A 15,336-nucleotide genomic window follows, 5' to 3' on the forward strand; every position below is an offset into this window, starting at 1 on the left:
TTAATTTCTTACTTAACTAACAGCTTGACATTCACTGTCTAGTAGTTGCCATAATTGTTCGTTATTAAAATCCTTAATAGTCATACTGGCACCTGCATCAATTAGATATTCTGAAGAATGACTGGAAGTCACACCAATAGTATAAATACCTGCACCAACTGCGGAGCGAATACCAGCAGCCGAATCTTCAAAAGCGATCGCATTTTGACTAGCTACCCTTAAGCGACTCAAAGCTAATTCATAAGGCGCAGGATCGGGTTTTCCTGGTGGTGCGTCTTTAGCCATAATTACAGTGGGGAAGGTACCCTGTAAACGCAATATTTTGAGCATATAAGTGGCGTTATCTTCGGGTGCATTGGTGACAACGGCTTTTTTAATCGATGTATTTTCTATGAGACAAATTAACCGATCTAAACCAGGAGTTGGTCGTAAGGAATTAGCAACACGCCGAAAAGTTTCTTCCTTTTCTGTAGCTAGCTTCCAAGCCTCTTCTAGGGATAGCTGAGGAATAATATCTTTAATTATCTTAGAGTTGGTTCTACCAGAAATTCTCTGTTGATAGAAAGCGCGATCAATATCCAGCTCGAATCTAACTAATATGTCCTGCCAAACAGCAAAGTGAATAGAGTCTGTATCGGCAAGAGTGCCATCTAAATCAAATAATATTGCTTCTAACATTAAGCCCACACCAAGTTTTTGTCCTTAATTACTCTTAACATTTATTAGATAACATTTCTATATATTTGTTAGCTATATTTCGGTATTATGACTGATGGGTTGTGGAGTAGAATCTCGACAAACTCTAACTGCTAATGTTTGCTACTCTAAAAAAAAGGAGCAATTACCCCAAGCAAGAGTTGAATAATCATGAGTTTTTCAGAGCGTGATTTAAAAAGTAAGCTAGAAGAAATGGAAGCAGAAATAAATCAGAAAACTACTGCTGATTCTCAAGAGTCTAGCACGAAGACAGTTTTTCCCCAGGTTGAAATTAATCCTTCACCTCAGATGCAAAGCTGGATTGAGTCTGGTAAGGCTTGGTTTAAAAGTTTACCTAAAATCGGCAAGGCTACAGTAGCTATCGGTGGCGTATGGCTAACATTTTCCATTTTAGGTGCCGTGCTGCATGTCGTTAGCAGCATACTCAGTATTGGGGTTATTGGCTTTATCTTATATGTAGGCTATCGCCTATTTAATAGTAGTTCTGAGTCTAATTAAAAGCTAATTCTGATTCGAGATAGTGGTAATCGCTGTAGTTGGTATTGGATTAGATGGTGCAGAAGGATTAACTGCATCTGCGAGAAAAATAGTAGAACAGGCGACTGTTTTGGCGGGAAGCGATCGCCATCTAGATTATTTTTCTGACCACCCAGCAGCCAAAATAGCTCTATCTAATTTCAAGACGGGGATAGATCGGATCGCACGACTCGCTGATGCTAATCATTCGATTGTCATTCTAGCTAGTGGTGATCCACTTTTTTTTGGTTTGGGACGTTTGTTATTAGCTAACTTTCCGGCGGCAGAAATACAGTTTTATCCCCACTTTAGTTCAGTACAGCTAGCTTTTAGCCGCTTAAAAATCCCTTGGCAAGATGTACACTTATGCAGTGCGCATGGACGCAGTACCGATGAGTTAGTTAAACTCTTGAAGCAGGGACAAGCAAAGATTGCCGTATTAACCGATAGCCTCAATCATCCAGCTGCGATCGCTCGTTTATTATTAGCTTTAGATTTACCTGTTAGCTATTCTTTTAATATTTGTGAAAACTTAGGAGATTCAACAGAGCAAATCAGCCATTTTCCTCCTGAGCAAGTTCCTCAATTAAGTAATTTAGATCGAGATAACTTTGCCGCATTAAACGTTTTAGTTCTCTTACGTCAGGAGCAAACTAATCATCTAGAACTGAACAACTTACCTCTAATCGGAATACCCGATAGTAGTTTTTTGAGTTTTAGCGATCGCCCCAGTTTAATTACCAAGAAGGAAATTCGGCTGGCTATCTTGGGAGAGTTATCACTGCAATCTAACCAAACAGTTTGGGATATTGGGGCGGGAACAGGCTCGGTATCAATAGAAATGGCTCGGCTTTGTCCCAGTTCTCAGATCCTGGCGATCGAAAAAACTAGTATGGGTTCAACTTTAATTACTCAGAACTGTCAACGGTTTGAGGTGAATAACATCACCAATATTTATGGCAAAGCTCCAGAAGCACTAATCAATTTACCCCATCCCGATCGCATATTTATTGGGGGAAGTGGTGGTAATTTAGTTGATATTCTAAACGTCTGTGAGCAAAAACTTGTAGATCAGGGGGTCATAGTAATGTCTTTTGCTACCATCGAACATAGTTATCAAGCCCTGGGTTGGTTGACTAGTAATTCTTGGCAGTATCGCTTATTGCAACTACAAATAGCCCGTTCCACACCAGTACAACATCTAACTCGTTTTACTCCCCTCAACCCAGTTACAATCATCACCGCTACGAGAAATAATTCTCAATGATTGTCGGCTAACTCAGTCAATTCCATAATCTCATCATATTCAAAATTATTGAGCATTCTAGTTAGTTCTTGTGCTAGATAAATATTACTGGAGTCAATTTGTTCGATCAGTTGCTCAATCATATCTGCATCAACTTCAATCGCAGCTTGCCGCAAATTTGCGAGCCATTCTGCTGGCATACTTGCCAAAACAGATATATCGATTGCTGGCGGTAAATATTTTTGTGAAGCTACATTTTGCTCTTGGTCTTGTTTCAGGAAAAGTGAATCGATTTTATCGATTAACTCTTGAGCAGTAGAATTCGTTTCCAACTGACTACGATCGACTACTTTAATGGGAATTTGAAACTCAAATTTTGCTCCTTGCCCGACAGTACTACTAACGTTAATTTCTCCTCCTAACAGGCGGACAAAATTCTGACTAATAGCCAACCCCAATCCAGTTCCTTCTTGAGCAATAGCTTGTTTAGTTTGGGTAAAAGGAGCAAAAATTGATTCTAGTTCTGATGCTAAGATTCCATCACCAGTGTCTTCGACTGTAAAGACGAGCTTACTTATATTGGGGGTCGGGTTTTTCGGAGGCATATTAGCAGAACTCATTCCTCTGAAGCTAGATTTAGCCATGGGTTGTCCGCTCGCCGAAGAGCGATCGATTATTGGTTCTACTTTAAGAGTTACTCTTCCTTTCTCGGTATATTTAATGCCATTCTCAATCAGACTGCTCAGAATTTGGTGTAGTTTAACCGGATCAGTTTGAATATACTGAGGCAAATTAGAAGCTAAATCGAAAATCAGCTCTAGACTTGTATTCTGCGATCGCCTCTGGCGGTGGGCGGAGCCCAATCGCGGAGCCTGGACGGAGTCCAATCGCCTCTGGCGGTGGGCGGAGCCCAATCGCGGAGCCTGGACGGAGTCCAATCGCGAATCGTACCCTGCGGGTAATCGCCCTCTACGAGGAGGCGCATCCAATCGCAACTTAAACATTTTGGCTAAATTTTCCAATAAAAGATGTAGATCAAACGGTTTTTCTGTGACTGAAACCGCACCTGATTCTATTTTGGACATCTCTAAAATGTTGTTGATTAAAACCAGTAAATGTTCTCCACTACGTTTAACAGTTGCCAGGTTTTCTTTCTGTTGTGGGTTAAGTTGGGAATCTTGTAAAAATACTTGAGTGAAACCCAAAATAGCATGAAGAGGTGTTCGCAGTTCATGGCTCATATTGGCTAAAAATTCGCTCTTGGCACGGTTTGCCGCATCAGCAGCCTCTTTGGCGATTTTCAAGGCTTCCGTCCTTTGTTTAACCCGATTTTCTAGTTTTTCATTGGTATTTTCTAAATCTTTAAATGCTGCTTTGAGCTGGAGCACCATCTCGTTAAAAGACTGTGCCAAAAGTTTTAATTCTCGGATACTTTTGGCTTGAACTACAGGATAAAAATCAGTCCCTGCTTTTCTGGCTTGGGCACTCTGAGCGACCAGATTAGTTACCTGACTTAAATGAGCAATTGGTTGAGCAATTCTACGAGAGGTGTAAATACCAAAAAGAGTCGCTATGACTAAAGCCAGTAAACATAACAAAATAGTGTTACGAGTATTAGCATTAATTTCTGCCATAAAGTCGGCTTCTGGAATGACCACTACAATTAACCAATCTAAGCCCAGCTCATCTTGATAGGGTAAAACTTGAACTAACTGGCGATCGCCTCTGGTGCTGAGCGTCGTAATTGAGCCCAGCTTATCCTGCGGGGAATCGCTTTTTAATCTGAAATCTAGCTGTTCGGGACGATCTATGTTGTATAAACTGCGAAAATGCTGGGTTATATATTCAGATGTAGCTTTAATCAATAAATTTTGACTATCAATAGCTCGTAAACGTTTTTCTTTTCTCTCCACTGAATCGTAGATAAAAGGTTTTTCATTGCTAGAAGTAGCTACTAAATAACCATTCCGCTCCAAAATAAAAATTTGACCATTTTCACTAATTTCTATTTTTTGGAGAAAATTGCCAATCCCACTCAAAATTAGATCGACACCAACTATTCCTTGGGTATCACCCTGACTATCTCGTAAAAAACCGGCAGCGGTAATACCTAATTCGCCACCAGTAAAAGTATAAATTTTGCTCCAATTATTCTCCTGAGTCAGTTGTGTATTGATATACCAAGGACGTTGTCTGAGGTCAAATTCATCAACTTCTAATAATTTCTGTTTTTGACCTAAACGATCCAGACTGTAAGTTTTGCGTTCAGGAACTTTAGTTACTTCTTTAGTGTAAAATTTACCGTCTTCTTGCTTAAGATAAATAAATTTTCCCGCCTGATTTCCCATATAAATTGCCCGTACAGAATCAAACAACTGAATAGTTGACCAAAAATCCTGTTGTGCATCAGAAAAATCAGCAATAGATATTTTTTTTAGTTTGATAGCATTTTGTTTTAGTCGAACAATTATGTGAGGTATCGCTAAATAATTTTCCAGATGCTTTTCTACACCAGCCGTGACTTCACTCCTAAGTTTACGGGTAACATTGTTGACTGCTTGTTCTCCATTTCTCCAAGACAGATAACCTACCAATCCTACAGTCAGAAATATGTGTAGCAGAAAAGGAATGGTAATAATATTTTGTAGAGAAAGGTTGCGATAAGACTTGCCTATCTTACGCCCAAGCGTCTTAAATGGCATAGTGAAAGATTTTAACAGATGTTAGTATGCATAGTTCTCTATCTGGTTTTTATCTGAGACTGAGACTCTGGAATATTAGTAAGATGAATATCAGTTTGATTTTGACATAATCGATTATTATCCTGCAACAGAGCGTTCTGATTGTACTATAACTTTTGGCATTAATAAAAATTCGCTATAGTCGGCTAAATCATCTATGCCTATAAAGTTGAAAACAACTTCTACTGATATCCAAAGTAAAACTTTAAAAACTAGTTTGTGCCACTGAATTTTCATTTTATTCACCTTGATAACTAGTTACATTAACTACTAATTGCTACAAAATCGAATTAATATTTAGCTACCCAAACCTTAAATTTTCTGGTTATGTGTTTTGATAAATACAGTTTTGCTCTAACTAACTATTAAACTAAAATCAAATCGAGAATAACTGGGGATGAATTTTGGGAGTAGGGGTGATGCTAGGAAAATTTCCCTAGTTCTTCCCTAGTTCTTCCCTAGTTAATTTCATGATATTAGTCGAGTAAGTAGTCTAAAGAAGGGCGATCGCACGATGCGGATTTTAGTAGTTGACGATGACGAAATTTTAGTAGCAGTACTCAAACGTTCCCTTAGCAGTCAGCGACACATAGTAGATATAGCCGAAGACGGTCAATTAGGTTGGGAATATGTCCAAAGTGGAGAATACGAATTAATCCTGCTAGATGTCAATTTACCAGGATTAGATGGGGTCAGTCTGTGTGAAAAAATGCGTTCTGAAGGCTGTGCTACGCCTATTCTCTTAATGACAGCCCAAAATGCTACTCAAGACCGGATTCTGGGATTAGATGCCGGAGCAGATGATTATTTAACCAAACCTCTGGATTTGGATGAATTAAATGCGCGAGTCAGAGCTCTATCTCGCCGTGGAGAAGTTATTCCCACTGCTGTTCTGGATGTCCATGGATTAACTTTAGATCCTAGTAGTTGCGAAGTTTGCTATCAGCAACAGCCAATTAAACTCACCGCTAAAGAATATAGTCTTTTAGAATTATTTTTGCGTAATCCAGCACGAGTATTTAGCCGCTCACAAATCTTAGATAAAATTTGGACCTATGACGATCCGCCACTAGAAGAAAGCGTCAAAGCACATATTAAAGGATTACGGAAAAAGTTAAAAAAAGCCGGAGTAGTCAATTGGATTGAGAACGTTTATGGTATCGGTTATCGGCTTAATCCCCAAGTTTCTGAATCCCGCAACACTAAACAAACCGCTCATTTAAATCAAAACCAGTCTCATTCTAGTTCCATTAAGCAAGAATTTAATCAGAAGATGGAACAGATGTGGCTTAAATATCAAGATAAAATGGCGGCAAGAATGAATATTTTGCAAACAACTGCATCTAAGTTGGAAAAAGGGGAATTAACACCTGATTTATCCCACAAGGCTCAACAAGCTGCCCATAAATTGGCGGGAGTTTTAGGGATGTTTGACCGAGATGCCGGAACAGAGATCTCCCGTGAAATAGAAACTTTACTTCGAGATAATCAAGCATTAGATGCTCTGCAACAAGAAAAATTGCTCTCTTTAGTAGCAGATTTAAATAGCTTGTTAGCATTAGATGAAACTTTAATTGAAAGCTCTTCAATCGAGATACCAAAATTATTATTAATCTCTACTGACAATCAATTGAGTTCAGAACTACAACAGTTAGGAAAAGCTCAAAGTATGGGTTGGCATCAGGTAGATAACATGGCACTAGCTAGGAGATGGTTGCAAACAAATTCTCCCTATCTAGTCGCCATTGATACGGAAACAGTGCCTCAACAACCTGAATATTTATCCTTAATTACCGAATTAACTGCCCGCACTCCAGCTATTCCCACCTTGGTTCTCTCTATTGCCGATAATTTAGCCAATCGAGTTAAAGTTGCTAGTGCTGGGGCGAGCGGCTTTTTAGTCAAACCAACTACTTCTGCTTTAGTCTGGCAAACTACGAACCAATTATTAGAACGTAGTCAATCGGCGATCGCATCTATTTTAATTGTGGATGATGATCTAGTTTTTCTGGCAGCGCTCAGTTCAATTTTAGAGCCTTGGGGCATGAAGATTTCCACCTTAGCTGAGCCGATACGCTTCTGGGAAGTTTTACAATCAACTCATCCAGATCTATTAATCCTTGATATCGAAATGCCTGAAATCAATGGCATCGAATTATGTCAAGCTCTTCGTAGCGACCCAGATTGGCAGGAATTACCCACCCTATTTCTGACTGCACGCCAGGATCCTAAGACGATCCAGCAGGTATTTGAAGTAGGTGGAGATGACTATATATCTAAGCCAGTTGTTGGTGCTGAGTTAATCGCCAGGATTAATAACCGTTTGGATCGTAGCCGACTATTACATAAATTAGCCACTCAAGATAGGTTAACAGGATTAAAAAATCGTCCTCAAAGTAGTCGTGAAATCGAAATATTGTTACAACAAGCTGGAGAGATTAGCCAACCGTTTTGTTTAGTCGTATTAAAGATAACTGAATTAAGGGAAATTAATCTTCAATATGGTCATCAAATAGGCGATCGCGTGTTAGCCCAATGGGGAAAAGTTATTCAAGCTGCTTTTCGTAATCAAGAGGTAACTAGCTATTGGGGAAATGGTGATTTTATTATCGGTATTCCCAATCTCAACAAAAATCAAGGAGCTGAAAACTTGACAGAAATTTTAACTATTTTAAGAAAGCAAATCTTTACTTCCCTGGAGGGAGAACGTTTTCAAGTCTCCTGCAACTATGCGGTAGCTGAATTTCCCACAGATGGTAAAACTTTGCCTGCTTTATATCAGGCCTGCGAGCAGAATTAGTTGCTGAGAATTTAACACTCAACAAAAGCAACCTTATCAACCATAGGCTCTAATAAGGTTATTTGGTTACTCTAGCTATGAAAAAAGACTCGATAGCCATTTCATCTGGACCAATCAACAACACTCTTCTAAGTTTAGTCAGTTCACTGGTTTCCTGAAATGATAAAAAATTAACGTCTTTTTATCCATTTAAAAGTGGATTGAATAGAACGACCTTGTTCATCAATTTTATATTCTAAAACCCAGCCATCATCATAATATCTTCTGATCGTATGCCTATCGATAAATTCTTCGCGAAATTGATAGTTATTTTCGTGTCCATACCATTCAAAATCTTGCTGTGCATACGCAGCTGACAAGGAAAAGAAACGAGGTATCTTCGGCATGTCCAGAATCTTTCCTCTCTGAGCAATAATATTCCCCAGAGGTACTGTACTGTAATTATTATTAATTCTACGAACTTCTAACAGGGCACGATCCTCAGGGTCATGAAGGAATTCGGGCTCCCCCTTCAAAAGATAAACTTTTGTCAACTCTAAACTAGAATTGTCTCTCAGTTCATCTAAACTGTCTCGATCTAGATTGAGATACATTTCAAATGGTTTGCGTAAAGTGATTGCCGTGGTTTGTTTTTGGAGTAGACAACCTAATTGAAATAGAGCAACCGAATATGCCAAGAAAATACCTGTCAGATATAACAAAGCATTAATTTTAATCCTAGAAAAACTATTAATAAGCTGACTAAAAGTTATTTCTCTAGGGTCTTTAGCTGGATATTCATCTTTACTTTTCATAGCACTATCTTCCTAGGAGACTGATTAAGTTAATTCTCCTGATTAATCGACCTAATTCTCGATTTGGACTGTCACATTGAATTGCTGGATAATTGAGCGATCGCCTGCCCAAGATCGCTGTTGCTTAAGTTCTAGTCTTGCTCTTCCTGTAGCCTCAGTTTTTAAAATAATTGATCAACATGAAGAACAACCTAACTTCCTAAACTGAAATACCATAAGCTTCATCTAAGGCTGCTTCGGCATAATCATAAGACGCATAAGCATATCCTTGATCTCCCCAAGAAGTTCCCCAACTGTTGCGGATAATGAATCTGTCGGCACTATATCCCACAATGGCGATCGCGTGTCCTCCCCTAACAGTTTCTAATGGCTTCAGCTCAGTAAGCCTCAAATTCTCCAGTAACCTCTGTTACCACCGATATCCCCTCCAATTCACTCGGAACATGGGGGCGGACAGCCTCATCTCGGAGATAAACCCAAATTACTTCGTCGCCAAGCTCATTTTGCTGAATACCGACGCCCATAACCCCATTAATCTCAAGTAACTGAGATTCGTAGGCTTGTTTAACGCGCAAAACATTTGAATCGGTCACTGCTTGCTCCTCCTCACCGCTGTAGGGCACCGATGCTTCTTCCATCATGTCAGCAGGCAAATCTGAAGATGGCGGACTCTCAAAATTATCAAGGGTATCAGGTGAGTTACTCATAGTTACCTCAGCACAGCCATTGAGTAATAGACACAACACAATCACAGGCGGTCATAATATCCATAATAGGGAAATCTGCATGATTTTACAAGACAGCTTGTCTACTCCTGTCTTCGGATCTAATACTCAGATCTTACACCTAATCTGTAACCGATTTGTGTTGTCAGGGAAAGAGGTTATAGGTATAGTTTGCTTAAGGTTAGTTGTGAGCTGACTTTACAGCTCACAACTAACTTGCTATTATTCTCAGGTAAGCTTTTAGTTATGCCAGAGAATAAGTTATACACTATGTGTACAGATTGATGTCAAGTGTTCTCACAACTCGAGTCATCTTGTTAGCGAATGTCAATCCACCGCCACCAGCAAACAGTAAGCCAACTGGGTTGCGCCGACGGTCCCAAGTCCAAATTACGGAACCAGAATCACCACCATCACTGAATTTGCCTCCAATACCACGAATAGTTATTTGGTCTCTAAATAGAGCCACTCTTGGGCGATAGTTGACGCGGATAGTTGCATTACAATCGATAATTCGCCCTCGAGTTAGACCAGTGGTACGACCAGACTTACCAACTACCTGGTTCTTACGACATCTAACCAAACGCCTACTAATGCGATAGAGGAAATTACGTCCACCTTTTTCATAAAGCTCTTCTTTACGAACTCGACTAGGCCAACACCATCCTGTAGCTGCATCAACGTAGTTAGCCCCACCACTAAAGTTAATTTTGCGATAGTTCTCTAAGATGGCGACCCGATCACGAGGAGAACGGCCACCGTCAGCTCGACCTGGTTGGATGATCGAATCGCCAATTCTGGCATTATTTGAGTTAGCCAGGACGTGGTTATTGCTAAGCATTAAGAGGCGTTTGTCCCTAGGAGAACGCCGTCCACGAGCTAAGCAGCCGATGGTTCCTGCAGTAATCCTGTAATGCCCAACCGAGACACCGCAGGGAGTGGGTCGATATTTACGACGATGGTTCTGTGCTTCAATCACACCTGTGACGATTACGTTCACAGGAATGTCGTCGCTGCTGGCGGATGAAACCCCCATGGAATCAACCAGAAGCGATTTAACTTCTTCAACAGAAATAGCCTCGGCTACATAGATATTTAGGGCAGGAACACCAGGGGCTAGACCAGGAGAGAAATCGTCTTCTGCTACACCCAAACCTACACCGACAATGTTGTTAGCCCCTTCAGTTGCTGCTTCGGCATCAACAGCTTCAGCGGTTTCTTCTTCAGAGGTGAGTTGGGCTAAACAAGTCTCAATGTCTCCCTTCATCTGAAGTATGCTATCATCGAAACCAAAATATAAATCTTCAGATTCAAGGTCAGCATCAGCATCTTCTTCTTCAAAGGTTTCTTCCCCTTCAGCCATTATCTCTTCTTCAAATTCAAATTCGTCTTCTATCTCCTGTTGTGCGACTTCAGGAGGAGATTCGAAAGAATCGTATTCATCTCGTCCGTTACTCATTTTGCACCTCGCAAATTAGTTTAACTCATAAAATTTTTTGGTAACCAGAGGATAAATTTCTGCTAAGATTAATCCTCATAAGTCGATTATGTACATAATCATCTATCTATATAATCCTCAACATAAATGTTGAAAACAATACGACGATCTGCGTATAGGATTATGTAGAAATTGCAACAAACAGCCCATTTAGCAGTCCCAACTTTTTCAGGGCGACCATCACAGCAGCTGTGCGAGTTTGTACATCCAGTTTCCTGTGAATATGCTCCAGATGTTTTCGCACCGTTCCTTTACTGCAACCCAACACTTTGGCGATCGCGGCATTACTTTTATCCTTAGCAACCCAAAAAAGGACCTCTGCCTCACGTTTAGTTAGTCCTAGTAATTGCAAAGAAGAAATTGAGAAAGGTTCAAGTTCTTGTTCTTCTAGTAGCACGAGATATTCTTCACCGACTAACTGGGAAATAATGTGAACACTTAACCGCTTTCCTGCTTGCTCAATGTACAAGGGAGAGCGGGGGCATAGAACATCATTGTGGGAAATGAGTAGTGAAATCTGATGCTTGAACCAAGATTGTAATAGTTCTGGCAATGAATGTGGATCGTAAAGAGAAAAATACCGACTCAGCAGTTGTTCTCCTCGTTGAGTCATAAACTGCACCTGCCCATCGGGTGTCACAATAATCGCACCAAGTTGATCGAACACTTGCTTGAGTTGTGTCAGCCCTTGTCGCTCTTCGTTAAATTTAGAAGTATTTTCATCTGTCTGCATTAAATATTGACGGACTAAATTTAGGATACAGCGATCGCATTTGTTCCAATTATGGTGATAAGCCTGACGGCATGGCTTCGCTACGCAACTCAATGACATCCTTTGTTTTGCTAACATTAGGTTTCTCCGCTATTCAAAATTCACCAACAGTCACAGCAGGTCTCGTTGTTTTAGGGTGGGGTAATCTGTGACAAATTCTGTTTCAGGAGATGGATCTAAAACGTTTTCTCATCTCACGTCTCAACATTCATCGCCAAAAATGCTTTCTCTGGAAGGAGTCATTAGCACTCTCTCCGTCGAAACACGACTCACTTTCTTAAAACTTTTACCAGAAAAAGACACTCTGTACGTGATTCAAAATGATATCTAGAATCACGTTCGGATTTATATTTTTTGTTCTTATTTAACTGCTTCTTTTAAACTAAACAAAAAACGTGAGGAACTTGTGTGCAAACTTAAATGTTACAAAGGTTGATTATGAACAGTATCAGCGATTCAATTGCTAATTAACGACTTTGATGTGGATAAAATTGAGATTAGACTAAGATTTAAATCTAAAAAGTTAAAAAATAAGCACAATCTTCGGGATAAGCGGTCATCAACACTTAGATTAGAAGAATACTGAGCGACAGACTTAGGAGATAGAAATGCAAAACTTAGGCAACTCAACAGTTCCTTCTTTACTATCTGATGCGAGTAAAAGATTAGAACAGGCTTTAAAACACGTAACTATTTCTGAAGACGCGATCGCTCGTCTACAGCATCCGAAAACAAGTCTTAGTGTATCTATTCCCGTACGGATGGATGATGGTAGATTAAAAGTATTTTCTGGCTATCGTGTTCGTTATGACGATACTAGAGGTGCGGGTAAAGGGGGAGTTCGTTATCATCCTAATGTCAGTTTAGATGAGGTACAGTCATTAGCTTTTTGGATGACTTTTAAATGTGCCTTATTAGATTTACCCTTCGGTGGTGCCAAGGGAGGCATTACCGTTAATCCTAAAGAATTATCCAAGGCGGAGTTAGAACGACTAAGTCGCGGTTACATAGACGCGATCGCCGATGCTATAGGTGTTGATACAGATATTCTGGCTCCTGATGTCTACACTAATGCAACTATAATGGGTTGGATGATGGATCAATATAGCACTATTCAGCGTCAACTATGTCGGGGCGTGGTAACAGGAAAACCTCTCTCTTTAGGGGGTAGTAATGGTAGAGATACAGCTACGGCAATGGGGGCATTTATCGTCATTCAAACTATGTTACCCAAATTTCAGTTAAATCCCCAAGAAACTACCGTTGCCATTCAAGGTTTTGGTAATGCAGGTTCAGCGTTAGCCGGTTTTCTGGCTGAGGCAGGATACAAAATAGTTGCTGTCAGTGATTCCAAAGGCGGAATTTATGCACCTCAGGGTCTAGATATTGCTAGCGTAAGAGAACATAAAAACCAGAGTCGAGAAATGAAAGCAGTATATTGCCAAGGCAGTGTATGCAGCATCGTGGAACATCAAGTTATTTCTAATCAAGAATTGCTCGCTTTAGATGTGGATGTCTTAATCCCGGCAGCATTAGAAAATCAAATCACAGCAAATAATGCAGACGATATCAAAGCTAAATATATCTTTGAAGTAGCCAATGGTCCAATTAGCTCTGATGCGGATAAAATTCTCGGAAAAAAGGGAATATATGTATTTCCTGATATTTTGGTTAACGCGGGGGGAGTTACGGTTAGTTATTTTGAATGGGTACAAAACCGTAGCGGTTGGTATTGGACTTTAGAAGAAGTTAATCAACGCCTCAAAGCAAAGATGGAGGCGGAAGCGGAAAATACTTGGACTATTGCCAAGGATTTAATAATCGATGCTCGAACTGCGGCTTATGTGAATGCTCTTAACCGCTTGGGAACAGCCTTAGATGCCAAGGGAACAAGAAACTATTTTGTTAAAACTGATAAGTAGTTAAGTCAGAAATAAGCTACTAATCTTCACCTAATTTATCTGTTCTCGATGACGGAGATACCTCACGTTCAAGAAACTAGAAGAAGATTTGATGATTTATCTTCTATTAGAATATTATGCAATTTTAATATATGCCAGCTTCACTTCATTAAGGTGTGACAATACTGCCAAATACAAATATTAAGGCAAAAGAATTTAATAATGTTAAGACAAAAAATAAGCTAAATAAATAAAAATTAATCGTACCAAATCTGGGGATTCGCTTGATCCACTCTTCAGTTTTACCGTTTCTAACTGCCTCTTGCATTCTCACAGTAGTATTTAACCCGTCAATACGCAACATAGATTCAAATTTAGCTTTTTGAAGAATAATTCTTCGACGATATTCAATACCTTTGAGTAAAGTTTGTAATCCTATAAATGAAGTTAATATACCCAAAAAAAATAAATAAGAAACAAAATATTGAATAACCTTAAACTCAACTACTCCTAATAAAAAACAAGCAAAAAAAATAATCGTTAAATTTACTATGATGAAGAATTTGTTACGATTCCAATTCAGATTAACCTGAAAATGATATTCATTTACAATGAGTTCATATAGTTTTTCTTGCTGCATAGTTCCCGTATTCATTAATCAATAACAGTAATCAGAAACATTTTTGTATAATCTATTTACTGCTTAAAGATTATTTTAACCGCTTATATTATTCTTGATTAATTTGTTTGATCTTCCAGAGTTCGCTAATCAAGTTAACGAAGGGATAAAGGACAAAGGATAAAGAAATAGCCTTTGGAAACCAGGCTTTTACTTCTTGTTACGACAGCATACGGCTAACTATGTACTTTGGCGCTCATGGGACTCATGGGACTAAGATATTCTTTTGCCGCATATATTTATAATTCACCCCTTAATGGCTAAAGCCCTGGCAAAAATCTATAGCCCAATCCTGTAAATCTCATTGGGTGGGTTGAAACGTAGAAAATTTTTGGGAACGCATAACCCGCTCAATCAAAGGTTTGACTTAAACTAAATCGCTTTTTCCAGAAAATTTCAACTCTATTTAATTTACATTGAAACAATTAATAATTTAAATTTGGCTTTTCTGATGAACAACATAAAATCGAACCTTCACAAAGCTACTTTTGGAGCGGGGTGTTTTTGGAAAACAGAAAATGAGTTCCTTCAAGTAACAGGAGTAATCAAAACCTCTGTGGGATATATGGGGGGAGATTTTCCTAATCCTTCTTATTTAGATGTAGTAGCACGCATTACGGGACATGCTGAAGTTGCTCAAATTGAATACGATCCAGAAGTAGTTAGCTATGAAGAATTACTAAATATATTCTGGCGAATTCATGACCCTACAAGTCTTAATCGTCAGGGTGCAGATCGGGGAGAGCAATATCGCTCAGTAATTTTTTATCACACCGCCGAACAGGAACAAATTGCTCGTAAATCTAAATTGCAGCTACAGCGAGCAGGTAAATATGACCAAGATATTGTCACACAAATCAAACCTGCTAGTGATTATTATTTAGCTACAGAAGAACATCAGCAATATTTAGCTAGAAAAAATAGTTCAGTTAAAAAATAAACAGAAG

At 39.3% G+C, this 15,336-nt stretch carries 15 protein-coding genes; 6 read left to right on the plus strand and 9 right to left on the minus strand.

All coding sequences use genetic code 11. The annotated features are described in order from the left end of the window. Positions 1-12: 12 nt before the first annotated feature. The gene (locus PLEUR7319_RS0124330; protein WP_019507836.1) at positions 13-678 is read right to left on the minus strand and encodes an HAD family phosphatase; all 666 of its coding nucleotides are present in this window, start codon (positions 676-678) and stop codon (positions 13-15) included. Positions 679-867: 189 nt separating this feature from the next. Between PLEUR7319_RS0124330 and PLEUR7319_RS38490 the strand changes: the two genes are divergently transcribed. Both PLEUR7319_RS38490 and cbiE read left to right on the plus strand, forming a co-directional pair. Next, entirely contained in the window at positions 868-1,215 is a 348-nt protein-coding gene (locus tag PLEUR7319_RS38490; RefSeq protein ID WP_019507838.1) for a hypothetical protein, read from the plus strand. Between the two features lie 22 nt (positions 1,216-1,237). Continuing rightward, positions 1,238-2,500, plus strand: a complete 1,263-nt coding sequence (gene cbiE / locus PLEUR7319_RS0124345) for a precorrin-6y C5,15-methyltransferase (decarboxylating) subunit CbiE (RefSeq protein WP_019507839.1) — start codon at positions 1,238-1,240, stop codon at positions 2,498-2,500. On the opposite strand, the gene PLEUR7319_RS38495 is transcribed toward cbiE, so the two are convergent. After that, positions 2,494-5,181, minus strand: a complete 2,688-nt coding sequence (locus PLEUR7319_RS38495) for a hybrid sensor histidine kinase/response regulator (RefSeq protein WP_019507840.1) — start codon at positions 5,179-5,181, stop codon at positions 2,494-2,496. The two genes, cbiE and PLEUR7319_RS38495, sit on opposite strands and share 7 nt — an antisense overlap. A gap of 117 nt (positions 5,182-5,298) precedes the next feature. Beyond that, the gene (locus PLEUR7319_RS42855) at positions 5,299-5,457 is read right to left on the minus strand and encodes a hypothetical protein (protein ID WP_019507841.1); all 159 of its coding nucleotides are present in this window, start codon (positions 5,455-5,457) and stop codon (positions 5,299-5,301) included. Positions 5,458-5,734: 277 nt separating this feature from the next. Between PLEUR7319_RS42855 and PLEUR7319_RS0124360 the strand changes: the two genes are divergently transcribed. After that, entirely contained in the window at positions 5,735-8,020 is a 2,286-nt protein-coding gene (locus PLEUR7319_RS0124360) for a response regulator (RefSeq protein WP_019507842.1), read from the plus strand. A 170-nt stretch (positions 8,021-8,190) separates the two neighbouring features. Here PLEUR7319_RS0124360 and PLEUR7319_RS0124365 read toward each other — a convergent pair whose 3' ends face one another. The 5 genes from PLEUR7319_RS0124365 to PLEUR7319_RS0124385 form a co-directional block, all read right to left on the minus strand. Then, positions 8,191-8,814, minus strand: coding sequence for a hypothetical protein (locus PLEUR7319_RS0124365; RefSeq protein WP_019507843.1), 624 nt, complete (start codon positions 8,812-8,814; stop codon positions 8,191-8,193). 199 nt (positions 8,815-9,013) lie between these two features. Beyond that, a complete protein-coding gene (locus PLEUR7319_RS0124370; protein ID WP_019507844.1) occupies positions 9,014-9,205 on the minus strand; it encodes a C1 family peptidase in 192 nt (63 codons plus the stop codon). Further along, positions 9,192-9,560 carry a hypothetical protein gene (locus PLEUR7319_RS0124375; protein ID WP_144054370.1) on the minus strand — a complete coding sequence of 123 codons (369 nt, stop codon included), beginning with the start codon at positions 9,558-9,560 and terminating at the stop codon, positions 9,192-9,194. The genes PLEUR7319_RS0124370 and PLEUR7319_RS0124375 overlap by 14 nt, the downstream gene beginning before the upstream one ends. 247 nt (positions 9,561-9,807) lie before the next feature. Next, positions 9,808-10,998, minus strand: a complete 1,191-nt coding sequence (locus tag PLEUR7319_RS0124380) for a hypothetical protein (protein WP_019507846.1) — start codon at positions 10,996-10,998, stop codon at positions 9,808-9,810. Between the two features lie 160 nt (positions 10,999-11,158). Beyond that, on the minus strand, positions 11,159-11,887 hold the full coding sequence (locus PLEUR7319_RS0124385; protein ID WP_202804262.1) for a helix-turn-helix transcriptional regulator: 729 nt from the start codon (positions 11,885-11,887) through the stop codon (positions 11,159-11,161). A gap of 70 nt (positions 11,888-11,957) precedes the next feature. On the opposite strand from PLEUR7319_RS0124385, the gene PLEUR7319_RS40905 reads away from it, so the two are divergent. Together PLEUR7319_RS40905 and PLEUR7319_RS0124390 are read left to right on the plus strand one after the other, a co-directional pair. Then, positions 11,958-12,140, plus strand: a complete 183-nt coding sequence (locus PLEUR7319_RS40905; RefSeq protein WP_144054371.1) for a hypothetical protein — start codon at positions 11,958-11,960, stop codon at positions 12,138-12,140. A gap of 277 nt (positions 12,141-12,417) precedes the next feature. Beyond that, positions 12,418-13,731, plus strand: a complete 1,314-nt coding sequence (locus tag PLEUR7319_RS0124390; RefSeq protein ID WP_019507848.1) for a Glu/Leu/Phe/Val dehydrogenase — start codon at positions 12,418-12,420, stop codon at positions 13,729-13,731. 148 nt (positions 13,732-13,879) lie between these two features. Here the strand turns inward: PLEUR7319_RS0124390 and PLEUR7319_RS0124395 are convergent, their stop codons facing one another. Beyond that, on the minus strand, positions 13,880-14,365 hold the full coding sequence (locus PLEUR7319_RS0124395; protein WP_026102751.1) for a hypothetical protein: 486 nt from the start codon (positions 14,363-14,365) through the stop codon (positions 13,880-13,882). Positions 14,366-14,840: 475 nt separating this feature from the next. On the opposite strand from PLEUR7319_RS0124395, the gene msrA reads away from it, so the two are divergent. Continuing rightward, a complete protein-coding gene (gene msrA, locus PLEUR7319_RS0124400) occupies positions 14,841-15,329 on the plus strand; it encodes a peptide-methionine (S)-S-oxide reductase MsrA (protein ID WP_019507850.1) in 489 nt (162 codons plus the stop codon). Positions 15,330-15,336 lie beyond the last annotated feature (7 nt).

This window comes from Pleurocapsa sp. PCC 7319, from assembly GCF_000332195.1.
In the GTDB taxonomy this organism is placed as follows: domain Bacteria; phylum Cyanobacteriota; class Cyanobacteriia; order Cyanobacteriales; family Xenococcaceae; genus Waterburya.